A 25,200-nucleotide genomic window follows, 5' to 3' on the forward strand; every position below is an offset into this window, starting at 1 on the left:
AGACTTACTGTGGAGCTATGGATGCCGCAGCAGCCCACGCCTTTGCCGTTCCACCGGCGTCGGTCCACCGCCCCACCACTGCCGTTGAAGACACCATCACCCTCGCGGCCGGAGTGTGGCTGCTCACGGGGACGTATGTGGACGGGTGGGCGCACAACAACCTCCGTGATCTGGAGACGTTCTTCACCCCCTGGCACGCGGTCCTTTATTCGGGCTTTGCTGCCTGTGCGGTGTGGATTGCCGGGCTGGCCTGGCGGCGCCATGTCCCGGGCGCGCGGTGGGCGGAGGCCGTTCCCGCCGGTTATGGCGCTGCTGTAGCCGGCGTGGGACTCTTCCTGGCCTCCGGGTTGGGCGACTTCGCCTGGCATACGGTGTTCGGCATTGAGCAGAACATCAACGCGCTGTTCAGCCCGTCCCATCTGGGCCTCGCCATCGGTGGCTTCCTCATCCTGGGCGCACCGTTCTCGGCTGCATGGCGGGCGCCCAACCGGCCATGGCCGCAGCTGGTTCCTGCCTTCGGAAGCGCCGTGCTGGCAGGGATGGTTGCCGCTTTCATCCTGCAGGAATACGCCGTCTTCGCCCGGCACGGACTTGTCCAGACGTATTCCGGCGCCGGCGGGACGCATCCCGCGGTGGTGGCGTCGACGTCGTCCGGCATCATGGTTTCCCTGGCCTCGTTCTTCGTCTCGACGTTTGCGCTCTTCGTACCTGTCCTTTTGCCCGCCCTTCGATGGCGCCTGTATCCCGCGGTGCCCGCTGCCATGGTGCTGGTTCCGTCCGTGGCCCTGCAGCTCATGGTGGCGCTGCGGGACGCCTGGCTGGTGCCCGTCGCGCTGGTGGGTTCAGTCCTGGTGGGCGTTGTCTGGGCAGTGCTCCGGCCTGCCCCGGACTGCCCTGCACGGCTCATGGCGGCGGCCGGCCTCTCCCCGGTGGTGTTCTGGACGCCGTATTTCGCCGGTGTGGCCCTGCGCGACGGCGTGCTCAGCTTCTCACCGGAGGTCTGGAGCGGCACGCTCGCCTGGGCCGGACTTGGAATGCTGGCGCTCGCCGTGCTCACACTGAAGGTGCGGGGCATTGCCGGTGCCAACGAGGAATCACCGGGCCGTTAGCCTGCTGTGCGCCTGCCGTCAGAGGCGCCCGGCCGGTGCCTTCTGAGGCCTTCCCGGACAACAACACGCGGCACCGGTTCCGAAGAATGTCAGACCCCGGTTGCACACTGGATTTATGGAAAACCACGCTGTACAGGAATTTCACGTCACATACTTCGACGCCGACTGCGGACGTGCACGCTCGGAGATCTTCGAAACACTTGAGGAAGCCGAACGCTTCGCCTGCCGCCACTCCCATGGGGAAGACAGCTGGGCAGTGGTGGACGCTGTCCCGGTTGAGCACGTCCAGCTCGCTGCCTGACACAGCTCCCCGAGCGGCCGGCCGCCAACCCAGCGCGGCCTTTGGGAAGGTGAACGTTGCTTTTAACGGCGTCGGCCCGCGCTTCCTAGCGGTTGCCGGGAGCACGGGCTGACGTTGCTGCAGCAGAGCGCCGGTATGGTTGGGCCGGCGCCGGTGCAGGGAATTAGGCGAAGTCGGAGACCGCGGGGTCAGGTCCGATGCGGCCTTCGCCGCCAGCCGTCCGGTCCAGACCGTTGATGGCCTCGACATCCTCAGCGTCCAGGGACACCTCAAGCGCTGCGAAGTTCTCCTTGATGCGGGATTCGGTCACGGACTTGGGGATGACCACGTTGCCGATCGCGAGGTGCCAGGCGATGACCACCTGGGCGGGTGTTGCCTGGTGCTTTGCAGCGAGGGAGGCCACAGTTGGGTCCTGCAGCAGTTCGCCGCCCTGGCCCAGCGGTGACCAGGCCTGGGTCAGGATGCCCTTCGCGGCGCCGAACTCACGCAGTTCACGCTGGCTGAAGTAGGGGTGCAGCTCGATCTGGTGGATGGCCGGGATCACGCCCGTTTCGTCGATCAGGCGCTGGAGGCCTTCAGCAGTGAAGTTGGAAACACCAATGGACTTCACCCGGCCGCGCTTCTGGAGCTCGATCAGCGCCTTCCAGGTATCGACGTACTTGTCCTGCTTGGGCTGCATCCAGTGGATCAGGTACAGGTCAAGGGTCTGGAGGCCCAGGCGGTCCATGGACTCCTCGAAAGCGGCGAGCGTGGACTCGTAGCCCTGGTCCGCGTTCCACAGCTTGGTGGTGACGAAGATCTGTTCCGGCGAGAGGCCGGAGCTGGCGATGGCGCGGCCCACGCCGGCCTCATTGCCGTAGATCTTTGCCGTGTCGATGTGGCGGAAGCCTGCCTCGAATGCCTGGCGGACAACCTTTTCAGCCACGTCGTCCTCAACCTGCCACACACCGTAGCCGAGCTGGGGAATGGTGTTTCCGTCGTTGAAAGTCAGGGTAGGTGAAGAAGTCATGGTTTCATCCTGCCAAAAGCCGCGGACCAAACGTCCCGATTCCCGGGCCTGTAAGCCACACGCGTAACCGGAAATTTTGCCGGCGAACCGGGAATAATTTCCACACGGCCGCCGGGCTACTCCCCGCGAAGCTGCCGCTCGGCGTCGTCCACCTGCTGGAAGACGGCCTCGGCACGGCGCCGCACGGACGCGGCTCCCACGGGTACCGGGCCCACGGCGAGCCGAAGCATTGCCGCCGCTTCAGCCGTGGTGGCCAGGGAATTGCCGGCCTTGGACAAGGACCGATGGACATCCGCCAGGGCGGCCGGTATATCCAGGCCGTCGCTGGGCGCACGGTGCTGCGCCTCCATGCACACCGCCCGGACCCGCTGCAGGAGGGCAGCGAGTTCATTGGCTATGTCCACCAGCTCTGCATACAGCTGGTCATCCTCGACGCCCTCCAGCACTTGGTGGAAGCGGTCCAGTCCCCGGTGGAAGCGGTCGTGGGCACGGCGCCACAACCCCTTGCCCAGTTCCGCATCATCCCTGCGCTCTTGCCTGGCCGCGCTGAAAAAGCCCAAGCGCAGCCTAAAGGTACTGCCCTGGACCATGGTCCGGGTCATCGCGCTGTGCCGGCCGTCCGGGTGCCGGCTGCCGTGCTCCGGCGGCGGCGCGCTGCGGCTCGCCGTTTTCGCCGATGACGACGCCGGGAGCAATCATGGTGCCCGGCGGCAGCTGGCGCAGCTGCAGCTGTGCGGCGGCGTGCTCCCTGGCCGCGTTCTGCGCTGCGATGGCCGTCTGGATTCCGTGGAACAGGCCTTCAAGCCAGCCCACCAGCTGGGCCTGTGCAATCCTGAGTTCGGCATCTGAGGGCGTGGCGTTATCAGAGAAGGGCAGGTTGATCCGGTCCAGTTCCGCTACGAGCTCGGGTGCCAGGCCGTCTTCGAGCTCCTTGATGGACCGCTCGTGGATGGCAGCAAGCCTGCCCCGGGCGGCGTCGTCCAGGGGCGCGGACTTCACCTCTTCGAGCAGCTGCCTGATCATGGTGCCGATCCGCATCACTTTGGCCGGTTCGTCCACAAGGTCATGAAGGTTGCTGCCCCGCGGTTTTCCATCCGCCTGCGCCCCCTGGACGGGGATGGGCGGCTGGCTGTCGTCAATGGGAGTGCCTTCTACAGGGAGGTCCTCAGCTTCCTGAGTGTCTTTGGGATCGCTCATGCGTTCATACTCTCACGGGCGATCCGCCCGGGGTCCAGTCAATGAAGCCTTCAGGTGCTTTGTCCGCTGCAGGCTCAATCAGCAGCACCGGCCCTGCGGGTTCTGTTCCTGCCGGTCTGTCCGGTCCCGCCAGAACTCACGCTCCGTCAGGGGCGCTTCGGCATGGCCGGCGGCGCGGTGGTGCTCCAGGTACTTGGCGTAGGCGTCTGCGCCCATGACGCCGCCCAGGTAGCGGGCAACGCCGCGGAAGCCGTTGGCAACCGCGGCGATGCCTGGGCCCATCAGTGCCCCGCCCGTTCCAGGCGGGCATCGGCGGGCACTTTCGCCCACTCTGCGGCCAGTTCGCGTTCGGCAGTTGTCGGGACCAGCCCGGCGGGGGCAAAGACGCGCGACGGAACCGCCGGGTCCTCGTTGTCCATGGTGGGCGTCCCGGCCGCCCTGTCCCGGAACGCCTTGACCGTGGCGAGCACCGCCGTCACGATCACGATGATGCTGAGCACCACGAAGATCACGGAGAGCCAGCCCTGGATGGCGGTGTTCCGGAGCACGGCTTCCATGGCGGCCACCGTCTTGGCGGTGCCGAACTCGGTCTTGCCGTCCGCAAGGGCCTTCCTGAAGGCAGCGTTGTTGGCAAAGTACCCCACGGCAGGAGTGGAGGAGAAGATCTTCTGGTAGCTGGCCGTAATGGTCACCACGGCGGCGAAAGCCAGCGGCAGGGCGACTATCCACAGGTATTTGAAGGTTCCGCGTTTGGCCACGATGGCCAGGCACACGGCCAGGGCGATGGCAGCCAACAGCTGGTTGGCGATGCCGAACAGCGGGAACAGGGTGTTGATGCCGCCCAGCGGATCGGTGACGCCCATCAGCAGCACCGCCCCCCAGGCGAGCACCATGATGGCCGTGCAGAGCCAGGCACCGGGCCGCCAGGAGGCTTCCTTGAACCTGGGGACAAAGTTGCCGATCGAATCCTGCAGCATGAACCGGGCAACGCGGGTGCCTGCGTCCACTGCGGTGAGGATGAAGAGCGCCTCGAACATGATGGCGAAGTGGTACCAGAAGCCCATCATGGCGGTTCCGCCGACGAACTGGTGCATGATGTGGGCCAGCCCCACCGCCAGGGTGGGTGCGCCGCCGGTACGGGACACGATGCTCTGCTCCCCCACGTTGGCGGCGGTTTCGCTCAGCAGCCCGGGCGTGATGTTCACGCCGCTCAGGCCCAGGCTGTTGACCCACGTGGCTGCGGTTTCCACGGTCCCCCCGGTCAGGGCTGCGGGGGCGTTCATGGCGAAGTACAGGCCGCGGTCAATCGAGATGGCTGCCACCAGGGCCATGATGGCCACGAAGGATTCCATCAGCATGCCGCCGTAGCCGATGTACCTGGTCTGCCGTTCCTTCTCCACCAGCTTGGGCGTGGTTCCGGAAGAGATCAGGGCGTGGAACCCGGACAAGGCGCCGCAGGCGATGGTGACGAACAGGAAGGGGAACAGGGCACCGGAGAACACCGGGCCGTTTTCCCGGCTGGCGAACTCGCTGAACGCGGGGACGTTAACTTCGGGACGGACCACGATGATGGCCAGCGCGAGCATCACGATCACGCCGATCTTCATAAAGGTGGAGAGGTAGTCGCGCGGGGCCAAGAGCAGCCACACCGGCAGGATCGCGGCGATGAAGCCGTAGATGATCAGGCCCCAGGCGATGGTCACCTTGTCCAGGTGGAACAGGCTGGCCCCCCATTCGGTCTGGGCCACCATGCCGCCGCCGATGATGGCCGCCATCAGCAGGACGAAACCGATGATGGAGACTTCCATGACCTTGCCTGGCCGCAGGTAGCGGAGGTAGATGCCCATGAAGAGTGCGATGGGGATGGTCATCCCGACAGAGAAGACGCCCCACGGGCTTTCGCCCAGGGCATTGACGACGACGAGGGCCAGGATGGCCACGATGATCACCATGATGAGCAGGGTGGCGATCAGCGCTGCCGTGCCGCCGATGACGCCGAGCTCCTCACGCGCCATCTGGCCCAGGGACCGGCCGCCGCGGCGCATGGAGAAGAACATCACCAGATAGTCCTGGACGGCGCCGGCAAAGACCACGCCGACGATGATCCAGATGGTGCCGGGAAGGTAGCCCATCTGGGCCGCGATGACCGGGCCCACCAGGGGGCCTGCGCCGGCGATCGCGGCGAAGTGGTGGCCGAAGAGCACGTTGCGGTCAGTGCGGACATAGTCCTTGCCGTCGGCCTTGTATTCGGCCGGGGTGGCCCGGCGGTCGTCCGGGCCGGTGATGTAGCGCTCGATGACCTTGGAGTAGAAGCGGTACCCGATCAGGTAGGTGCACACGGAGGCGAAGACGAACCAGATGGCATTGACCGTCTCCCCGCGGACAATCGCCAGCATGAACCACGCGACGCCGCCGAGAAGGGCGATGGCAGCCCAGAGCGCGATCTTGCCCGGGGTCCATCTCCGGTCTTCGGACTCGAGCCTTGCCTCATCCACGGCCGGCGGCGGAAGGTCCGGGTCCGTGGCCAGCCCGCCCTCCGCCCGGGTTCCGTTCTTCCGCTGGTCAGGCGCTCCGGCCATGTCTCCTCCTTGAGAGTTCTCCCGCTTTTGCTATTGGGCACCCTACCAACGCCCGTCCGCCCGGAACGGCCGGCCTCGGCGTGCCGCCGGGCTGTGCGGTGAGCGGCGGCAGTCCGGCGATGAATGAGCGGGAAAGGTTGGTACGACGGCGGGCGGCGGCAAAGCGAAGGCCCCCGTCCGGTGTTATCCGGACGGGGGCCCTGGCATGGATGGCGGGAAGGTCAGGCGTGGGCGTAGGTAAGGCAGTCCGCGTTGTCGGCGCCTGGCCCCACGTGCACCTCAGGCGCGTTGCACATCAGGTGGTCGTTGTGGACGCACTCGCCGCGCTGGCAGGCTCCGACGTCGGCGAGGACCTTGGGGAGGCCGCCGTGGATGCCGGTCTCGATGAATGTGGCGCAGGATGCGTGGTCCTGGCTGCCCCCAACCGTGATGGCGTGGGCGGTACACCCTTCGTGGTCGTTGAACGAACAACGGGTGACACTGCAGTCGGCAACATGGGTCGTCATGAAGTTCCTCCGTAAGTTCCACCACCCGGACGGGCGGCTCCTGCCCCTACGGTAGGCCCGATCCCGATGATCAAAAAGACCCAATACTTTGACCTAATGGCCCTGCGTCAGGCTGCGCCTGGACAAGGGCAGCCTGGACCGGGTGAAGGCCCAGGCAAGTGCCGCCGCCGTCAAGGGCACGGCCACCACGAGTGCGGACAAATGCAGCCAGGGAACCTCGAGGGCCGTCCGCATGTCCGTGGACAGGACCAGCAGGACCGCCGGCACCGATCCTGCCATTGATCCAAGAACGGCCCCCATGCCGCTGGTGAACAGTCCCTGCGCGCCGGCAAGTGCCTTACGGAGCCGTGGGCGGGCACCGACTGCGGCAAGGACTGCGTGGTCCTGCCGGGCGTCTGCCATGGACAGCCCCGTGGTAATGCCTGCTGCACTGAAGGTGATGAGCGCGGCCACGGCCACGATGGACCAGGCGGCCCATTGGGTGTCCTGGGAGATTCCCGGCTCTGCCTGGAAGGGGATGCCCGGTTGCCCATAGACTGCCGCGGCTGCGGCGGAGGCCGCATCCACTTGCGCATCGGAGGGGTGCTTCGCCAACTGCACCAACAGCCCGGCAGGTGCCGCGTGCAGGTCCAGGCGTTCGGCGGTTTCCGGTGAGACAACGCCGTAGTAGGGTACGGGGGCGGCCGGTTCAAGCACTGCAGCGGGCAGGGAGTCGCTCCTGACCGTTGCGTGGACGGAGGCCGGCCCAGACGGCGACGGCACCTGCGTGCGCACATCCTGCGCCTGCAGCAGGACCTTTCCCTCAGTGACGAACACGGGGTTGGTCACCACCATCCCGCCAGCGTCCATCACGGCCAGCGCCTCCGCGGAGGCGTTACGCCCCAGTACCGCGCGGATGTCGTCCGCGCCGCCCACCAGGATGGCCCGGTCGGACGGCTGGTCAGCCACGAGAGCCCCGCGGCAGCGCCAGTCACCCGGATCCGTGATCCTTCCCTGCGGTGTCCGCGGGCATTGGTTGGCTTCCGGCTTTGCCAGCGAGTACATCAGGCAGTTGGAGGTTGCCGTCCGCGCAGGCACCGTCAGGTCAGCGGGGCCGTCCGAGCAAGTGCGCAGGCTTTCCGGGGCCATCATCACCCGTGTCCAGTCCACCGTCTTCAGGGCACCGGCGAGGGCCGTGGACAGTTCCTCCGCGTCGATCTGCCGCGACGGGGGCGTGGTGCCGGCGGAGGACGTCGGGGAGTCCACCACCAGGGGAAGGTACGCCTGGTTTTCCAGGGCGCCCCAGTAGTGCGAATCCCGTTGTGCTGCCTGTTGGCTGGCGGACAGCACGAGCGCGGCGCCGGCGAGCGCGGCGGCCGCAAGGACGGCGGCGACGGCGGGGACGCTGCGGCCGCGGTTCCGTGCCGAATCCCGGGCCGCCATCCGAAGGGACAGCGGCATCCACTGGGTGCGGGACGTGAGACGGATGACCAGCCAGCCGGTCAGCAGTACCAGGCCGGCGACAGCCAGCACCGCGCCGAGGATGAGTATTGTGACCACCCAAGGCAGCTGGTCCGCCTGCCGGTCAGGATCGTTGGTGGACCGCCCCAGGAGCCACCCCGCCGTCAACAGCCCAGCGGCCAGCACCAGCACGACGGCCCCGGCCATGGTTGCGCGCCGGGTCTTCGCCGCGGGAGCCCGTCCGGCTTTGAGGGCACCGAGTACCGGCTGCCGTGACACCTGGCGCGCAGGCACCATGGCCGCGATGATGCAGGATGCCAGTCCCATGGCCATGGCGGCGGTTGTCAGGAGGAGGTCCGGATGCAGTCCTGCCAACCGGGCGGAGCCGGTGGACCGGACCACGTGGACGACGACGGCAGCAGCTCCCAGCCCCACCGCGGCTCCGAGGGCCATGGCAAGGCCGCCAAGCCAGAGTCCGCCGGCCGTGACAACGGCGCGGATGGTGGAGCTTTCCGCACCCGAGGACGCCAGCAGCGCCAACTCACGTACCTGCTGCTTGGCCCCAACGACGAAGGCAGCCCCGGCCAGCAGGCCAACCTCCAGCAGCGCCAGGGCACCGATCATGCCAAAGCTGGCGTAAACGGCCACAGCTTCCGTCGAAGCATCCCGGGGCCGGGAACCAGCCACCGTGCGTTCCTCGAGGGTCGGCGGGTTCAGCACCACGCTGCGGGACAGCACGCCCACGCCTTTACTGTTCGCCTCCCTGACCTGTGGCCAGGTGACCGGCTCGGGACCCACCAGATAGTAGGACACGGACTGGCGTGTCAGCGGTCCCTGGGAAAGCCCGGGGGGCACCTGGCCTGCTTGCAGGTACAGGAAACTGTTGCCGTCCGACACGCCGGCGTCGCGGATGGTTCCGACCGGGGCGAAGGTGCCTGCCGACGTCGTAAATTCCTGCCCGAAGGTGAGGTGGAAGCGTGTCATCAGCCCGGGCGAAACCAGCACCTCAGTCCCGTCGCGCGGGGCCCTCCCGGCCAGGAGGCTGAATTTGCCGGCGAAGGCGGGGTTGAGGGCGTCCACTTCGCGGCCCTGCAGTGAAACGAGCGCCTCCCCCACGCCGGTGGTCAACTGGAGCATGCGCTGGGGGAGGACGTCATAGCCTGCGGGTAGGGCGTCAAGCGGGTCGGTCCGCTGGAACTCGGGGTCGGACCGCCCGGTGCTGGAGGCGATCACGCCGTCATTGAGCGGGTCCTGGAGGGAGTCGGCACTGGGCACCGGCAGGACGCTGAACCTCGCCTGGGTGCTGCCCAGTTCGTACTTAACGATCTCATCCGGCGTCCGCTGCGAGCTCTGGTAGAGGGTGGCGGCACCCGTCATCGCCGCCACGGGCAGCATGATGAGCATGATGATGAGGAGGGACCGCGCCTTGTGGCGGCCGATGTCCCGGCGTGCCAGGCGCAGGGCAACCCGATAGCTGCTCCGGCGGCTTGTGGGCGCCGGAGCAAGGTCCAGCGGCATCAGAGCCCGGCCTGGGTGAGGAGCATGGTGGGGTCGTGCATGGCGGCGGCCTGGTCGATGATCCGCCCATCCCGCAGGAAGACCACCCTGTCCGCCCAGGCTGCATGCCTGGCTTCGTGGGTGACGAGCATGACCGCGGCTCCGGCGTCTGCCCGGGCCCGCAGGACCTCCATGACGCCCTGGCCCGTCGTCGAGTCCAGGGCACCGGTGGGTTCATCGGCCAGGATCAGCCGGCGCTGGCCCACGATGGCCCGGGCGATGGCGACCCGCTGCTGCTGGCCGCCGGACATCTGGTCCATGAAGCGGTCCGCCAATTCGGGGATGCCCACCTGCCGCAGCGCGTCGGCGGCCTGCCGGTGCGCCTTCCTGGTGGATGTTCCGTCCAATTCCAGCGGCAGCGCCACGTTTTCCGCGGCGGTCAGCGTGGGGACCAGGTTGAAGTCCTGGAAGACGTACCCGACGGCGCGGCGGCGCAGCCGGGCCAGTTCGTTCAGCCCCAGGCCCGCCAGCGGCGTCGACTCCACGTAGACGGCGCCCGACGACGGCCGGTCCAGGCCGCCTGCGATGGCCAGCAGGGAGGACTTGCCGGAGCCCGACGGGCCCATGACCGCGACGAACTCCCCCGCGGAAACGGTGAGGTCGACGTCGCGGAGTGCGGCGACCGCCGTCGCGCCTTCCCCGAAGGTCCTGCCGACCGCGGCGAGTTCAAGGACCTGCTGCGGCCCCTGCACGCTCACCGGCGGATGTCCGCGTTGAGCGGGGCGTCTTCCGTGGCCCCGTTGGACGCCTTACGGGCTGCGCCCGCGGCCTGCGCCTGCTGGACCATCCTGGCCTCGCACAGGTCAAGCCAGCGGACCTCGGCTTCCGTTTGGAAGATCAGCGAGTCGAGCACCAACAGCCACGCCGTGTCCGCGGCCCGCTGGTTCGCCGCAGTGTCGCGCCGCGCCTTGGTGTAGTCCTGGAGGGCCCTGATGGACGCGACGCGCTGGGCCTGGATGATGGCCTGCACATCCACCCCGGGCAGGGTGACGGCGAGCGCCAGCTTGATGGCGAGCTCGTTGCGTGGCGGGTTGTTCCGCTCCACGGGGGCGGCGAACCAGTTCCGGACCTCGGCCTTGCCGGCGGGGGTGATGCTGTAGACCACGTGCCCTTCGCCGTCGTCGCCTTCCTTGGCCACGAGGGCGTCGCGTTCCAGCCGGTCCAGCGTTGTGTACACCTGCCCGATGTTCAGGGGCCAGGTGGCTCCGGTACGGTTCTCGAACTCGACCCGAAGCTGGTAGCCGTAGCGCGGCTGGTCCTGCAGCAGGGCGAGGAGGCTGTGGCGAATTGACATGATGCTCCCCCGGGGCTGGTCTTTACCGGTATGCACGAGCCCCCAAGACCCGTGCATACCGCGTATAGGCAGCCTAATGCCGAAATCCCCTGCACGCAATACCGGGTATGTACGGGGGCTACATCACCAGGAGGACCTTGCCCACATGGTCGCCACTGTCAAAGTAATGGTGGGCCGCGGCCACCTGGTCCAGCGGGAAGGTCTTGGCCACCAGCGGCCGGATCCTGCCGTCCGCCACCAGCGGCCAGACGGCATCCCGGACGGCAGTCATGATGGCACCCTTCTCGGCCACCGGCCTGGGCCGCAGCGCGGTGGCCACGACGGCGGCGCGCTTCTTCAGCAGCACCCCCAGGTCCAGTTCCCCCTTGGTACCGCCCTGCAGGCCGATCACAATGAGCCGTCCGTAGTCGGCGAGCGCATCAACGTTTTGCTGGAGGTACTTGGCGCCCACCACGTCCAGGATGACGTCCGCGCCCTTGCCGTCGTTTTGGCGCCGCAGGCTCTCCGGGAAGTCCTCGTCCCTGTAGTTGATGGCGATGTCCGCACCCAGGAAGGCTTTGGCGGTGCTGACCTTCTCCTCCGTGCCGGCCGTGGTGGCAACCTTGGCGCCGAACGCCTTGGCGAGCTGGATGGCCATGGTGCCGATTCCGCCGGTGGCGCCGTGGATCAGGACGGTCTCGCCCGACTGCAGCTGCGCCGTCATGATCAGGTTGGAATAGACCGTTGCCGCAACCTCGGGCAGCGACGCCGCGGTGACCAGGTCCACGCCGTCGGGCACCCGCAGCACCTGTTCGGCGGGAACCGCCACCTGCTGGGCGTAACCGCCGCCTGCCAGCAGTGCAACCACCTTGTCGCCCACCGAGAAGGGCTTGCTGACGCCCGACCCAAAGCCGGCGATCCGGCCAGACACTTCAAGCCCGGGAACTTCCGAGGCGCCCGGCGGCGGTGGGTAGAAACCCCGGCGCTGCTGGACGTCGGCCCGGTTCAGGCCGGCAGCCACCACGTCGATCAGCACTTCGCCCTGGCCTGGTACCGGAGGATCCACATCGCGGACTTCCAGCACTTCCGGCCCGCCGGGTTCCGAAATGTAGACGGCTTTCATGGACCTCTCCCGTTCCTGACTCAAATCCTGGCTGCAACCAGTGTGCACGGGCTCCTGCCCGTGGCCTGTTTTGTTGCAGGCAAGTGCCTATGAAACACTACTAGCTGAGGAAGGTTGTCCGAGCGGCCGAAGGAGCTGGTCTTGAAAACCAGTGTGCGGTAACCCCGTACCAAGAGTTCGAATCTCTTACCTTCCGCAAGGGAACCCCTGGCAGCCGGCAACGGCCGCCAGGGGTTTTTTGCTTTAAGCCGTTGCGGCTCAAGCCCTGGCGGCTCAAGCCCTGTTGATGATGGCGGCCGCAATCTCATCCGCATCGCGAAGGGTGCGCTGGCCGCTGGCGTACACGGGTCCGCCCGGCTGGACGGCCTCTGCTGCGATCGCAGTTCCCCATTGCGTCGAGGACAACTGCAATCCCAGCACGAACAGCCCCTCCGTCACGGACCCGTTCGCGGCGATGGGCCGGTACGGGTGCGGCTCCACGTCCAGGCCCGTGGACTCCACCGGAGCTCCCTCGGCGGTCATCATGAGCCTGGGCCGCACCAGCCCGTCGGCCAGGAGCTGCTCCAGCACCGGTGAGTCATTCGCCGACACCCGGTTGCCCGGTGCCAGCGCCTCCACCATGATCCGTGCCGTCGCCGGCGGGCCTGCCACCCAGGGCGAGGACGCGGTGAACAGCTTCGATTTGCGGTCCATGCCGAATTTCGGGTCAGGTCCAACGAAGCTGACCACGCCGGCCCGTGCCAGTGCGGCCAACTGTTCGGAACGCAGCGCGGGCGGACCACTGGCCAGGCCCTCTACAAACGACTCGAACCAGCCCCGCAGGCCCGCGACCCAGGACTCATCGGTAATGCCGCCGTCGGCCACCGCGGTCTTGAGGACGGCGCGTCCGTGGTGCAGGGCGGCGATGGCCATCTTGACGGGATCGTCCTCGCCGAGGGCGGAACGTCGCGCGTCATCGAGCAGGAATTCCACCACGGCGGCGTCATGCTCGCTGCGGGACCTGAAGGTCCGGCCTGCCAGCGGGGCCGCCAGCCCGGGCAAGTCCAGCCGGTGCCGCGGACCGACGTGAACGGCCAGGACGCTCTCCACGCCGTCTTCCCAGTTGGCGGCGCTGTGCGAGTGCGGCTGGAGGGCTTCCTCCAGTGCCGCGAGGAAGGCATGTGTGTCGGGGACCGCGGCGGGCTGCGAGCGCACCAGCGTTGAGTAGTAGGCCCACAGGGCGTCCCGGTGCAGCAGCGGCCACAGGTCATGGTCGAACGACGGGCGGATGCCTGTCCTGGCCAGCCGCTGAATGGCCGCTTCGGTAAGGTAGCGGAGCGTGATGGACGGAGCGTAGTAGCCGCGGAGGGCCGCTTTTGCCCGGTAGGGGGTGCCGCGCCGGGAGGCTGCAATGATCCGGGGTTCCTGGCCGGACGGTTCGTAGGCGAGGCCGCTGCCGCTGCCGGACGGGACGAATTTTCCGCCGCGGCCTTCGGTGAGCTGGCCCATCGTGTCGAAGAAGTTCAGGCCCATGCCGCGCACCAGGACAGGATCACCGGCGGGGATCCGGGACCAGTCGACATCGGCGGGCACGGCGGGCGGGAAATACTGCAGGCCCAGCTGCGCGGCGGAGGTCTCCAGTGAGCGCTGTTCGGGATTCAGCCGGGATGGGATGTGCCCCAGTGCCAGCACCACGCCGTTGGCTTGGATGGTTTCCCCGGTGGCCAGGCCGACGTCGAACATTCCGTTCTCCGCCCGGCGCACGGACAGTGCCGTGGTGGCATGGAATCCAATGCTGACGCCGCCGGGCGCCTTGTCCAGCAATTCCTCCAGGGTGCAGCTCAGGTAGCGTCCGTAGAGCGCCCGGCTGGGAAAGTCGTCCGATTCCAGGACCGCGAGCTCCGCCCGTTCCTCCGGGGTGAGGGCCGGCAGCGGGTCCCGCTGCTGCCGGTCCCGCCATTGATCGAAGGTGGTGCCGGCAACCGGGGCCGGCAGGGACGCATCCTGGGGAATCAGGGTGGGATAGAAAGACTGCGTATTCATGAGGAATAGCCGTGACTGGGCCGGCTGCCAAACATGCCCGGGACCTGCGGGGTAGGGGTCCACCACGTCGATCCGCAGGTGCCGCGCGGAGTCACCGGCCGCCGCACAATGGGCGAGCAACCGCTCCAGCACGCTGGTGCCGCGGGGGCCGCCGCCAATAATGACAGCCCGGATGCTCTCAGATTTTTCCACGGCATCCAGCGTACGGGCTGGAAGCAGGTTATGCGCCGGAGCACTTGACTTGCCAGCCTGTGGCCCAGTTGTTTGGATGGGGCGCATGACCACCACAGCAGCTGATCACGCGTCCGTTCCAGGTCCAGGCCCGAACAACCCCGGCACCGCCGCTTCCGGCAGGGCCCCGGAACCCGTCGACGAGAACGTATGGCTGGAAGACATCTACGGCGAGGAGCAGCTGGCCTGGGTCAGGGAGCAGAACTCCCGCACCGAGGACCTGCTGGAGGACGCAGGATACGCAGGGCTCGAAGCCGGCATCCTGGAAGTCCTGGACTCCACCGACAGGATCGCCATGGTGGGCAAGCGCGGCGACTGGTACTACAACTTCTGGCGCGACCAGCGGAACCCCAAGGGCCTCTGGCGCCGCACCACCTGGGAAAGCTACCTCACCGACTCCCCGGAATGGGACGTCCTGCTGGACGTTGATGAGCTGTCCCGGGCAGAAGGCGAAGAATGGGTGTTCCACGGCGCCACGTTCCTCCGTCCGGCGGCCGGCAGCCCCTACCGGCTGGCGCTGCTCGCCCTCTCCCCGGACGGCGGCGACGCCAACCGCTACCGCGAGTTCGACGTCGAGGCACGAAGCTTTGTCGACCCGGCCGCCGGCGGCTTTGACCTGCCGACCGCGAAGGGCAATGTGTCCTGGCTGGATGCCGATACGCTGCTGGTAGCCTCCACCGCTGAGGGCTTGCCCGGGACCGCGTCCTCCTACGCCCGGACCGCCGTGACCCTCAGGCGCGGCGGATCCCTGGCCGCGGCGCCGCGTCTTTTCGAGGTACCCGAAGACCACATGATGGCTGTGGCCGCGCACGATTCCACTCCCGGTTTTGAGCGCACCTTCGCCGTGGACTACATCGATTTCTTCAACCGCACCAGCTTCGTGCTGCGGGACGGCGACTGGGAAGCCATTGATGTCCCCACCGACGTCAACGTCAGCGCGCACCGGGAATGGCTGCTCTTCCGCCCGCAGCAGGACTGGACCCTGGACGGCACCACGTATCCCGCCGGAGCCCTGCTCGCCGCCAACTTCGAGGACTACCTGGCGGGGCGCCGCGCGCTCACCGTCCTCTTCACGCCGGATGCCCACACCTCCCTGCAGTCCTGGAGCTGGACCCGGAGTTTCCTGCTGCTGAACCTGCTCAAGGACGTGTCCTCCGAGATCCGGGTGCTGGACCCGTCCCGGCCCACCGGCAACGCGGACGGCGGCTGGGCGGCCACCCTGCTCGACGCCTGCCCGCCCCTGCACGACGTGAACGCGTATGCAGTGGACGACGAAGATGAGGGACCGGCCGACGGCGGAGCCGGCGATGACTTCTGGCTGATCGCCACCGGATTCACAACGCCCACCACCCTGTTGCGCGGCACCCTGGAGCACGACGGCGACGGGACGTCCGGCGTGGTGAGCCGGCATGCCGCCGTCAAGGCCTCGCCGTCGTTCTTTGCCGACGCCGACTATGAAGTGGAGCAGCACTTCGCCGTGTCCGACGACGGCACCCGGGTCCCGTATTTCCAGGTAGCCCCGCGCGGGCTGGCACTGGATGGGCAGAACCCCACCCAGCTGTCCGGCTACGGCGGATTCGAGGTGTCCCGGACGCCCGCGTACAGCGGCACCGTGGGCCGGGCATGGCTTGAGCGCCGCACCACGCCGGCAGGAACCGACGGCGGAGCCGCGCACTCCCGGGGCGGTGTGTATGTGGTGGCGAACATCCGCGGCGGCGGCGAATACGGGCCTGCCTGGCACCGGGCAGCGTTGAAGGAAAACCGGCACCGGGCTTACGAGGACTTCGCCGCCGTGGCACGCGACCTGATCTCGCGCGGGGTCACGTCGCCGCGCCGGCTGGGCTGCGTGGGTGGCTCCAACGGCGGACTCCTGGTGGGCAACATGCTCACCCGTTACCCGGAACTGTTCAGGGCCGTCTCCTGCGGGGTTCCGCTGCTGGACATGCGCCGGTACACCCGGCTGTCAGCCGGACACTCCTGGATTGCCGAGTACGGAGATCCCGATGTTCCCGAACAGTGGGAATACATCAAAACCTTCTCGCCGTACCACCTGCTCAAGGACGCCGTGGAGTACCCGGAGACCTTCATCTGGACCGCCACCTCCGACGACCGGGTGGGCCCGGTGCAGGCCCGCAAGATGGCGGCACGGATGCTGGCGATGGGCATCCCCAACGTCTGGTTCCACGAAGCCCTGGAGGGCGGGCACGCCGGCGCCTCCGACAACCGGCAAGCCGCGGCACTGCAGGCCCGCAGCCAGCATTTCCTGTGGAAGGCGCTGGCAGGCTGAACGCCACGGAGCATGCGCTGACGATACGGAGGGCCGGTCCCGGGGACATAGGGCAACTGGCGCAGGTGCATGTCCGGTGCTGGCAGGAGACCTACCGGGGGATGCTCTCCGACGCCTTCCTCGCCGCCGTGGACCCCGACGACCGGCTCCGGCTCTGGCAGTACCTGCTGGACTGGTCTGATCCCGCCGAGGCGTGGGTGGCGTCCGACGGCGGTACGGTGGTTGGGTTCTCCGGCGCCCGCCGCCTGCCGGCGCCGGGCTCCCCCGAAGGACACCCGCCGCCGTCGTCCGGTGACCTGGAACTGTGGGGACTGTACCTTCTGGCGTCCCACCAGGGCCTTGGCCTGGGCAGCCGGCTGCTCACGGCCGCCATTGGCGACAACGCAGCAAGCCTCTGGGTGGCCGCGGACAACAGCCGGGCGATCGGTTTCTACCGCCGGTTCGGCTTTGAGCCCGACGGCGAGCAGGACGTCCTGGCCGGCTGGGAGAACCTCCCTGAAATCCGTATGGTCCGTCCGGCCCGGCCCGTCGCGTAGGCAGCGCGGAGCCGCGCCGGCCGGAATGAGGCTTTGACGGGAACGTTTTGCACTGCGTGGCCGGATCTGCGTATCCTTGGTGGGCTAGGAATAGCAACTGGAGACGTGCCAGAGCGGCCGAATGGACTTCACTGCTAATGAAGGGTCGGGGTTAAACTCGACCGGGGGTTCAAATCCCCCCGTCTCCGCGTTTGGCCCCGGTCCCCGTGACCGGGGCCTTTTGCGTTTCCGGCGGGGATTTGAACCGGGTTTGTTATCCGGGCCAAGCACCTGTCCTAAGCACGTTCGCGCTTCAGAGCCTTGAGGGCTGGGAGACGCGGACAAGCTTCTGATGAACCCGCCAAAGCTCCCTCCGCCGTCCGGAACGCGCTGTCCGACAGCCGGACGCGGGGCGCGCGGGGGCTGCCCCGGTGGCAGGATTAGCGCATGGCGGCACGCACCACACCACACCAGCAGGACAGCACCCGTTCGGGCTGGAACCCACGCCTGGCGCTGCTGGTGGCGGCAACGTTTTTCATGGAGTTCCTGGACGGCACGGTCCTCACCACGGCGATCCCCAGCATCTCGGCTGATTTTACTGTCCCCGCCGCCGACGTGAACATCACCATGACCGCCTACCTGCTGACAGTCGCCGTGGGCATTCCCATCAGCGGCTGGCTGGCGGAACGGTTCGGCGCCCGCCGGGTGTTCTGCGCTGCGATCGCCGTCTTCACCCTCGCTTCCCTGCTCTGCTCCTTCAGCCAGGACCTGGCGACGCTGACCCTGAGCCGCATCGCCCAAGGCGCCGGCGGGGCCATGATGGTCCCGGTCGGCACCCTGGTGGTGCTGCGTGGCACGCCGAAGTCCGAGCTGCTGCGCGCCACAGCGTTCCTGGTGTGGCCCGGACTCCTGGCCCCGGTCCTCGCACCGCTAGTGGGCGGGGCGCTCACCACATACCTGTCCTGGCACTGGATCTTCCTGGTGAACATCCCCCTCGGCGCAGCCGCTTTCGTCGCCGCCCTTCGCCTGGTGCCGGCGGCGCCCGGCGATCCCGGCCGCCGGCTGGACTGGCCCGGCATGGTGCTGACGACGGTTGGAGTGGGCGCGCTGGTGGCGGGCCTGGAACTGGCCAGCAGCCACCCGGAGCTGCCCTGGGCGGGGATCAGCGCCGCGGCCGGGGTCGCCGCGCTTGCCGGCGCCGTGGCCTGGATGCGCCGGACTCCCCATCCGTTGTTCAACCTGCAGGTTTTCCGCACCCGGACGTTCCGGGCGATGGCCACCGGAGGATTCGTGTACCGGGTGACCATCAGCTCGGTCCCGTTCCTGCTGCCCCTGATGTTCCAAACCGGCTTCGGCTGGTCACCACTGCAGGCCGGGGCCATGGTGGCGGCGGTGTTCATCGGAAACATCGGCATCAAGCCGGCCACCACCCCGCTGATCAGGAAGTTCGGATTCAAGGCGATGCTGGTGTTCGCCTCACTGGCGTCAGCCGTCACCTTCGCATTCTGCGCGTTCCTGACCCCGGAGACGCCGCAAGTTTTGACGTTCGTGCTGCTCGTCTGCGGCGGCGCTTTCCGCTCCATCGGATTTTCGGCCTACGCCTCGGTCCAGTACGCGGACATCCCGCCGGCACAGCTGACATCCGCCAACACCGTGTCCGCAACCCTGGTCCAGCTGGGCACGGGCTCCGGCATCGCCATTGCAGCCCTGCTGATTCGGATCTTTAATGGGCAGGCCCTCGCGCCCCAGGATCCCGCCGGTCCTTTCCGCGGAGCGTTCGTGGCGATGGCCGTGCTGATGCTGGCCAGCACTGTGGACAGCCTGCTGCTTCCAAAACATGCCGGGGCGGCGGTGAGCCAGCGCGGGCACGCCCGGGACCAGCCCGCCCGCGATGCAACAGCGGGCCAGGCAACGGAGGGGCGAGCGGCCGGGCCGGCCCACAATGCAACAGCCCGGCAATCGGCCGCTGCCGGGGCCGTCAGCCCGCCTGCGCCAGAACCAGGGGAAGAACAGCTCCCGCACCGGCCTGCCGAAGGGCGCGCCCGGCGACCGTAAGGGTCCAGCGGCTGTCTGCAAGGTCGTCAATCAGCATGACTGTCTGGCCCTGGGCAGACTGCAGCGCGGCCTCAAGCTCCGGACCCGCCACCAGCCGGTCCCACACTCCGGCCAACCGGTAGGCGCTGTTTCCGCCACGGCCGCCGGTGGGCCCGCCGTGCGCCAGCTGCAGCTCGCCGAGGTAGGGGATGCGGCCGATCTCGGAGATTCCGCGGGCCAGCGACCCCACCAGCTGCGGTTTGCTGCGGGACGGGACGGCGACAATCGCGGCCGGCCTGCCCACCCCGCTCCAGCCCTGGGCGCGTCCATCACCCCCGCCCCATTCCCGCAGGACCTGCACGCAGGCCTGGAGCATGCCGGGGTCCACCGGCCGGTCCTCCGCGCCGGCGGCGAACAGCTCCCGCAACGCGCCGCCCCACCCGAGGTCTGTAAGGCGGGCCAGGACACGCCCCTCGGCCAGGCCCTCGGCCGGTTTGAGCTTGCCTTTCACCGGCACGCCGAGCCGGTCCATGCCGCTGGGCCACTGAAGTCGCGGCTCCAGCACCCCGCCCGCCCGGCTCAGGGTCTGCCCGGCGGCCGCCGTCGCGTCGGCTGCCACGTCCGAGGGGAACCACCGTCCGGCACAGTTGTCACAGCGCCCGCAGGGACGGGCCGTCTCGTCGTCCAGGACGGAGGTGATGTACTCCATCCGGCAGCCCGCGGTGTCCTGGTAGATCACCATGGAGTCCTGCTCATCCACGCGGGCCTCCGCAATCCGGCGGTAGCGTTCCGCGTCGTAGACCCACGGCTGGCCGGTGGACCGCCAGCCTCCGCCCACCCGCTCCACGGCCCCGTCCACGGACAGCACCTTCAGCAGCAGCTCAAGCGGGGTACGGCGAAGGTCCACCCGGGCTTCCAGCGCCACGGTGGACAGGGCGGTCCCCGCTTCCGCCAGCGCGGTCAACACAGCACCGGCTTTCTCCTCCGAGGGCATGGACGCGGTGGCGAAGTACTGCCAGATCTCCCTGTCCTCGGCACCGGGCAGCAACAGGACATCGGCGTTCGCGGCACCGCGGCCGGCACGGCCCACCTGCTGGTAGTAGGCCACCGGCGAGGACGGTGCACCGAGGTGGACCACGAAGCCAAGGTCGGGCTTGTCGAAGCCCATTCCCAGGGCGGAGGTGGCCACCAGGGCCTTGACCTGGTTGTCCTTCAGCAGTTGCTCCGCACGCTCCCGGTCCGCCGGATCCGTCCTGCCTGTGTAGGCGAGCACGTTGTGGCCTGCCTCCGCCAGCAGGCGTGCGGTGTCCTCTGCCGCAGACACCGTGAGCGTGTAGATGATTCCGCTGCCGGGAAGATCGGCCAGGTGGGTCAGCAGCCAGCCCAGGCGCTCTTTGGAACCGGGGAGGGACAGGACGCCAAGCCGCAGCGACTCCCGGCCCAGGGAGCCACGGATGGTCAGGACGCCGGCGCCGAGCTGCTCTTCGATATCGTGCACCACCCGGGAGTTGGCGGTGGCGGTGGTGGCAAGGACCGGGACCGAGCCGGGCAGCTGCGTGATTAGGTCCGCGATCCGCCGGTAGTCGGGACGGAAATCGTGGCCCCAGTCGGAGATGCAGTGGGCTTCGTCAATGACCAGCAGGCCGGTCCGCCGGATCAATTCCGGCAGCTGCGTTTCCCGGAACGTCGGGTTGGTCAGCCGCTCGGGGGAAACCAGGAGCACGTCCACCTCATCGGCGGCCAGCTGTTCACGGACGGTGTCCCACTCCAGCTGGTTCGCGGAGTTGATGGCCACGGCGCGCACCCCGGCCCGGGCGGCAGCGGCCACCTGGTCCCGCATCAGGGCAAGGAGCGGCGAGACGATCAGCGTGGGCCCCGCTCCCCTGCGCCGCAGCAACAGCGATGCCACAAAGTACACGGCCGATTTGCCCCACCCGGTGCGCTGGACCACCAAAGCCCGCCGCCCGCCGTCGACCAATGCCTCAATGGCCTCGAACTGCCCGTCGTGGAAGACCGCGTCCGGGTGGCCCACCAGGCCGCGCAGGACCTCAAGCGCTTCGGCGTGGGTGGCGGTTCCGGGTGTGCCGGGACCTGCCGGGTCTGCAACGGCGGTAGCGGAAAGGGTGGACGGGTACTGGTTATCGGCCATTGATTCAGTATCCCAGCACCCTCCGACAGCGTGGACGGCCATTGGCCGCTATGTGGAAATACCCCGCCGGTCCGCTGCTGTTACGCACATACCGCTAAAACCGCCTTGGCCCTGATCCCCGTCCACGTAAGATAAAGCCCGTGACTAGCGAACAGACAACGACATTTGATCTCTCGGCATCCTTCAAGGCCTACGACGTCCGTGGGATTGTAGGCGAGTCGATCACCGCCGAAATCGTCGAAGCCGTGGGGGCCGCGTTCGTGGATGTCCTGCAGCTCGAAGGCCAGACCATCGTGGTGGGCGGCGACATGCGCCCCTCCTCCCCCGAGTTCAGCAAGGCCTTCGCCAAGGGGGCGGCAACGCGCGGCGCCAGTGTCGAACTGCTGGACCTGATCTCAACCGACGAGCTGTATTTCGCCTGTGGTTTCCTCAACCGCGCCGGAGCCACCTTCACCGCCAGCCACAACCCTGCCGAATACAACGGCATCAAGATGGCCAAAGCAGGCGCCGTCCCCATCTCCTCGGAGTCCGGCCTCAAGGAGATCCAGGCCCTCGCCGAGCAGTACCTCAACGCCGGGGCCATCCCTGCCGCCGGCACCCGCGGCCTGATCAGCGTCCGCGACGTCCTCAAGGACTACTCGGAATACCTGCGCAAGCTCGTCGACCTCTCCGCATCGCGTCCGCTGAAGGTAGTGGTGGACGCCGGAAACGGCATGGCAGGCCTGACCACCCCGGCAGTCCTCGGCGACGCGTTGCTGCCCAAGCTGCCCTTCGACATCGTTCCGCTGTATTTCGAGCTGGACGGCTCCTTCCCGAACCACCCGGCCAACCCGCTGGAGCCGGAAAACCTGCGCGACCTGCAGGCCGCGGTGATCGAGCACGGCGCGGACATCGGCCTGGCCTTTGACGGCGACGCCGACCGCTGCTTCGTCATCGACGAAAAGGGCGAGCCCGTATCGCCGTCGGCCATCACCGGAATGGTGGCCCGCCGCGAGATCGCGCGTGCAAAGGCCCAGGGCGAGGAAAAGCCGACGATCATCCACAACCTGCTTACGTCCCGGGCGGTTGCGGAGCTGGTGGAGCACGACGGCGGCCGCGCCGTCCGCACCCGTGTTGGCCATTCCTTCATCAAGGCAGTCATGGCCAAGGAAGCAGCCGTGTTTGGCGGCGAGCACTCCGCGCACTTCTACTTCCGCGACTTCTGGAACGCGGACACGGGCATGCTGGCCGCCATGCACGTCCTGGCAGCCCTGGGCGAGCAGGACGGCCCGCTGTCCGAGCTGGGCCGCGAATACGAGCCCTACGTCAGCTCCGGTGAGATCAACTCGGAGGTGGAGGACAAGCCGGCAGCCGTGGAGCGCGTTCGGCAGGCGTTTGCGGACGAGGACCTGACCATCGACACCCTGGACGGCAGCACGTTCACGGCCAACGACGGCAGCTACTGGTTCAACCTGCGCCCCTCCAACACCGAACCGTTCCTGCGGCTCAACGCCGAGGCCACGGACCGGTCCACCATGGAACGCATCCGCGACCGCGTCCTGTCCCTGGTCCGGGCCTAGCATCGGATGGCAGACCATACCGGACGGGCACCGGAAGGCGGCGGCCAGGAAAGCTGGCGTGATTCCGTTTCCGAAGCGACGGCAACAGACCTTGAGAACCTCCTGGGCACGGGCGTCAGCGCGGCCCAGGAGCAGCTCCAGCGCAACGGCGGCTTCCTGCCCTTTGCCTTGACTGTCCAGAACGACGGCGAGGTGCGGCTGGTTGCCGTCTCCCCGTCAGATGCCGCTGAGGGCAGCGACGGCGAGTTCGACGCCGACGCCATGATCCACGACCTGCAGGCCCTCCTCCGCCAGAACCGCGACGACTTCCGCGCCGCGGCCGTGGTGTGCGACATCCTGCTGGTGGAGGACGATTCGGATGCCATCCATGTGGCCGCCGAGCACCGGGACGGCTCCCTCTTCGCCGCTGTCCTGCCCTACTCGGCCAATGCGGGCACCCAGACCTGGGAATTCGGCGAACTGGGTGCGGACGCCAGCGAGCCCGCCATCTGGGTGGACTAGACCGGTACCGCCATGAAAATAAACGCCTTCGCGGACGTCAGCCTGCGTGCACTCATGGTGCTCGCAGCGGTCCCGGACGGCACCCTCCTGACCACCCAGAGCATCGCCGATTCGGTGGGGACGCCCTACAACCATGTCAGCAAGGCCATGGCCAAACTGCGGAGCATGGGCCTGATCGAGGTGGTCCAGGGCCGTTCCGGCGGATCACGACTCAGCCATGCCGGCCGCATCGCCACTGTGGGACAGATCCTGCGGCAGTTGGATAGCCGCACCGATCCTGCCGACTGCGTTGCACCGGGCGGGAACTGCCCCCTGATCAATGAATGCAGGCTTCGCGGCGCCCTGGCCCGCGCCCGTGAAGCCTTCTACGTGGAGCTTGACTCCGTGGTCATCGCGGACCTTCCCCAGGCCCGGCAAATGGCTCCGATTTTCTCGATGATAGGCCTCCGCCCGGGACTTTAGTCCCCCGTTATCCGGGCGCCTGCTATCAGTTTGATTTCAATCTTCTACAAGGTGTAGAACTGAGGCAGAAATACTCGCATTTCAAATATGAGTTTTCATCCGGCCGGACGAAGGCCCCGGCCATAACCTCAGGAGTACAGATGCTCTCGGACAAGTCCCGCCCCGTCATTGAGGCCACCCTGCCGCTGGTCGGCTCCCGGATCGGATCCATCACCCCCAACTTCTACGCCCGACTTTTCGCGGCGCACCCCGAACTGATGGATGGCTTGTTCAGCCGCTCCAACCAGCGCTCCGGCAACCAGCAGCAGGCCCTCGCCGGCAGCATCGCCGCCTTCGCCACCCACCTGGTGAACAACCCCGGCACCCTGCCGGAGACCGTCCTTTCCCGCATCGCCCACCGGCACGCTTCCCTCGGCATCACCGAGCCGCAGTACAAAGTGGTCTACGAACACCTCTTCGCGGCCATCGCCGAGGACCTCGCCGAGGTCATCACCCCTGAGATCGCCGAAGCCTGGACCGAGGTGTACTGGCTCATGGCAGACGCCCTGATCAAGCTTGAAAAGGGCCTCTACGCCGCCCAGGCCAATGACAAAATGTGGACGCCCTGGCGGGTTGCCGCCAAGACGCCGGCGGGAACCGGGTCCATGACCTTCACCCTGGAGCCCGCGGACGACACCCCCGTCACCCCTGCCCTTCCCGGCCAGTACGTCAGCGTCAAGGTGGCCGTTGCGGACGGCCTGCGCCAGGTGCGCCAGTACTCCCTCTCCGGCGACGCGGGCACCAGCCGCACCTTTACCACCAAGCTGGACGACGGCGGCGAGGTCTCCCCCGTGCTGCACAACACCGTGCAGGTGGGCGACGTCGTCGAAATCTCCAACCCTTACGGCGAGATCACCCTCAAAGAGGGCGACGGCCCCGTGGTGCTCGCGTCCGCAGGCATCGGCTGCACCCCCACCGCCTCCATCCTGCGTTCCCTTGCCGAGTCCGGCTCCGACCGCCAGGTCCTGGTGCTGCATGCGGAAAGCACCCTGGACAGCTGGGCCCTGCGCAGCCAGATGACGGACGACGTCGAACGCCTGGACGGCGCCGAACTGCAGCTCTGGCTGGAAAAGCCGGTCAGCGGCGCCAAGGAAGGCTTCATGTCCCTCCGCGAGGTTGACCTCCCCGCCGACGCTTCGCTGTACCTCTGCGGCCCGCTGCCGTTCATGAAGAACATCCGCAACGAGGCCATCAACGCCGGGATCCCTGCGACCCGGATCCACTACGAGGTCTTCGGCCCGGACATCTGGCTCGCCAGCTGATTTCCGCCGCCCTTCTGAACGACGACGGCCCCGCACCTTTCGGAA

Annotated in this window: 21 protein-coding genes and 2 tRNA genes; 11 read left to right on the plus strand and 12 right to left on the minus strand. The window is 67.8% G+C overall.

Translation table 11 applies throughout. The annotated features are described in order from the left end of the window. The first annotated feature begins 17 nt into the window (after positions 1 to 17). Both ACTJK0_RS16150 and ACTJK0_RS16155 read left to right on the plus strand, forming a co-directional pair. On the plus strand, positions 18 to 1,109 hold the full coding sequence (locus ACTJK0_RS16150; RefSeq protein ID WP_440745870.1) for a hypothetical protein: 1,092 nt from the start codon (positions 18 to 20) through the stop codon (positions 1,107 to 1,109). A gap of 115 nt (positions 1,110 to 1,224) precedes the next feature. Continuing rightward, complete coding sequence (locus ACTJK0_RS16155; protein WP_440745871.1) at positions 1,225 to 1,410, plus strand: hypothetical protein; 186 nt, start codon at positions 1,225 to 1,227, stop codon at positions 1,408 to 1,410. Positions 1,411 to 1,573: 163 nt separating this feature from the next. On the opposite strand, the gene ACTJK0_RS16160 is transcribed toward ACTJK0_RS16155, so the two are convergent. The 10 genes from ACTJK0_RS16160 to ACTJK0_RS16205 all read right to left on the minus strand — a co-directional run bounded on the left by ACTJK0_RS16160 (position 1,574) and on the right by ACTJK0_RS16205 (position 12,094). Beyond that, positions 1,574 to 2,419, minus strand: a complete 846-nt coding sequence (locus ACTJK0_RS16160; RefSeq protein WP_440745872.1) for an aldo/keto reductase — start codon at positions 2,417 to 2,419, stop codon at positions 1,574 to 1,576. 116 nt (positions 2,420 to 2,535) lie between these two features. Further along, the gene (locus tag ACTJK0_RS16165; protein WP_110545049.1) at positions 2,536 to 2,979 is read right to left on the minus strand and encodes a hypothetical protein; all 444 of its coding nucleotides are present in this window, start codon (positions 2,977 to 2,979) and stop codon (positions 2,536 to 2,538) included. A 7-nt stretch (positions 2,980 to 2,986) separates the two neighbouring features. After that, positions 2,987 to 3,616 carry a bacterial proteasome activator family protein gene (locus ACTJK0_RS16170; RefSeq protein ID WP_110545047.1) on the minus strand — a complete coding sequence of 210 codons (630 nt, stop codon included), beginning with the start codon at positions 3,614 to 3,616 and terminating at the stop codon, positions 2,987 to 2,989. 78 nt (positions 3,617 to 3,694) lie between these two features. Further along, positions 3,695 to 3,898: a YbdD/YjiX family protein gene (locus ACTJK0_RS16175; RefSeq protein WP_110545045.1), complete on the minus strand. Its 204-nt coding sequence runs from the start codon at positions 3,896 to 3,898 to the stop codon at positions 3,695 to 3,697. Beyond that, positions 3,898 to 6,195 (minus strand): carbon starvation CstA family protein, encoded by a 2,298-nt coding sequence (locus tag ACTJK0_RS16180; RefSeq protein WP_440745873.1) that lies wholly within the window; start codon positions 6,193 to 6,195, stop codon positions 3,898 to 3,900. Before ACTJK0_RS16180 ends, ACTJK0_RS16175 begins: the two co-directional genes overlap by 1 nt. Positions 6,196 to 6,416: 221 nt before the next feature. Next, complete coding sequence (locus ACTJK0_RS16185; RefSeq protein WP_110545041.1) at positions 6,417 to 6,701, minus strand: DUF1540 domain-containing protein; 285 nt, start codon at positions 6,699 to 6,701, stop codon at positions 6,417 to 6,419. A gap of 93 nt (positions 6,702 to 6,794) precedes the next feature. Then, positions 6,795 to 9,659, minus strand: coding sequence for an FtsX-like permease family protein (locus ACTJK0_RS16190; protein WP_440745874.1), 2,865 nt, complete (start codon positions 9,657 to 9,659; stop codon positions 6,795 to 6,797). Then, positions 9,659 to 10,396, minus strand: a complete 738-nt coding sequence (locus ACTJK0_RS16195) for an ABC transporter ATP-binding protein (protein WP_440745875.1) — start codon at positions 10,394 to 10,396, stop codon at positions 9,659 to 9,661. The genes ACTJK0_RS16190 and ACTJK0_RS16195 overlap by 1 nt, the downstream gene beginning before the upstream one ends. Then, positions 10,393 to 10,992, minus strand: coding sequence for a PadR family transcriptional regulator (locus ACTJK0_RS16200; protein WP_110545035.1), 600 nt, complete (start codon positions 10,990 to 10,992; stop codon positions 10,393 to 10,395). The genes ACTJK0_RS16195 and ACTJK0_RS16200 overlap by 4 nt, the downstream gene beginning before the upstream one ends. Positions 10,993 to 11,110: 118 nt before the next feature. Further along, complete coding sequence (locus ACTJK0_RS16205; RefSeq protein WP_440745876.1) at positions 11,111 to 12,094, minus strand: NAD(P)H-quinone oxidoreductase; 984 nt, start codon at positions 12,092 to 12,094, stop codon at positions 11,111 to 11,113. Positions 12,095 to 12,202: 108 nt separating this feature from the next. On the opposite strand from ACTJK0_RS16205, the gene ACTJK0_RS16210 reads away from it, so the two are divergent. Beyond that, a tRNA-Ser gene (locus ACTJK0_RS16210) sits at positions 12,203 to 12,290 on the plus strand. A 77-nt stretch (positions 12,291 to 12,367) separates the two neighbouring features. Here the strand turns inward: ACTJK0_RS16210 and ACTJK0_RS16215 are convergent. Continuing rightward, positions 12,368 to 14,308 carry an FAD/NAD(P)-binding protein gene (locus ACTJK0_RS16215; RefSeq protein ID WP_440745877.1) on the minus strand — a complete coding sequence of 647 codons (1,941 nt, stop codon included), beginning with the start codon at positions 14,306 to 14,308 and terminating at the stop codon, positions 12,368 to 12,370. Between the two features lie 85 nt (positions 14,309 to 14,393). Between ACTJK0_RS16215 and ACTJK0_RS16220 the strand changes: the two genes are divergently transcribed. From ACTJK0_RS16220 to ACTJK0_RS16235, 4 genes are all read left to right on the plus strand, one after another. Further along, positions 14,394 to 16,634: a prolyl oligopeptidase family serine peptidase gene (locus ACTJK0_RS16220; RefSeq protein ID WP_440745878.1), complete on the plus strand. Its 2,241-nt coding sequence runs from the start codon at positions 14,394 to 14,396 to the stop codon at positions 16,632 to 16,634. Positions 16,635 to 16,735: 101 nt separating this feature from the next. Continuing rightward, positions 16,736 to 17,170, plus strand: a complete 435-nt coding sequence (locus ACTJK0_RS16225; RefSeq protein ID WP_440745879.1) for a GNAT family N-acetyltransferase — start codon at positions 16,736 to 16,738, stop codon at positions 17,168 to 17,170. 99 nt (positions 17,171 to 17,269) lie between these two features. Then, positions 17,270 to 17,358 (plus strand) — tRNA-Ser (locus tag ACTJK0_RS16230). Between the two features lie 238 nt (positions 17,359 to 17,596). Beyond that, the gene (locus ACTJK0_RS16235; protein ID WP_440745880.1) at positions 17,597 to 19,204 is read left to right on the plus strand and encodes an MFS transporter; all 1,608 of its coding nucleotides are present in this window, start codon (positions 17,597 to 17,599) and stop codon (positions 19,202 to 19,204) included. On the opposite strand, the gene ACTJK0_RS16240 is transcribed toward ACTJK0_RS16235, so the two are convergent. After that, complete coding sequence (locus ACTJK0_RS16240) at positions 19,128 to 21,332, minus strand: RecQ family ATP-dependent DNA helicase (RefSeq protein WP_440745881.1); 2,205 nt, start codon at positions 21,330 to 21,332, stop codon at positions 19,128 to 19,130. The genes ACTJK0_RS16235 and ACTJK0_RS16240 overlap by 77 nt on opposite strands. 140 nt (positions 21,333 to 21,472) lie before the next feature. Here ACTJK0_RS16240 and ACTJK0_RS16245 point away from each other — a divergent pair, with 140 nt between their 5' ends. From ACTJK0_RS16245 to ACTJK0_RS16260, 4 genes are all read left to right on the plus strand, one after another. Then, the gene (locus tag ACTJK0_RS16245) at positions 21,473 to 22,891 is read left to right on the plus strand and encodes a phosphomannomutase/phosphoglucomutase (protein WP_440745882.1); all 1,419 of its coding nucleotides are present in this window, start codon (positions 21,473 to 21,475) and stop codon (positions 22,889 to 22,891) included. 6 nt (positions 22,892 to 22,897) lie between these two features. Further along, positions 22,898 to 23,392: a hypothetical protein gene (locus ACTJK0_RS16250; protein ID WP_440745883.1), complete on the plus strand. Its 495-nt coding sequence runs from the start codon at positions 22,898 to 22,900 to the stop codon at positions 23,390 to 23,392. A 12-nt stretch (positions 23,393 to 23,404) separates the two neighbouring features. After that, positions 23,405 to 23,854 (plus strand): RrF2 family transcriptional regulator, encoded by a 450-nt coding sequence (locus ACTJK0_RS16255; RefSeq protein WP_440745884.1) that lies wholly within the window; start codon positions 23,405 to 23,407, stop codon positions 23,852 to 23,854. Between the two features lie 140 nt (positions 23,855 to 23,994). Next, the gene (locus ACTJK0_RS16260; protein WP_110545019.1) at positions 23,995 to 25,155 is read left to right on the plus strand and encodes a globin domain-containing protein; all 1,161 of its coding nucleotides are present in this window, start codon (positions 23,995 to 23,997) and stop codon (positions 25,153 to 25,155) included. Positions 25,156 to 25,200 lie beyond the last annotated feature (45 nt).

Origin of the sequence: Paenarthrobacter sp. 22069 (assembly GCF_052046035.1) — a bacterium.
Taxonomy (GTDB): Bacteria; Actinomycetota; Actinomycetes; order Actinomycetales; family Micrococcaceae; genus Arthrobacter.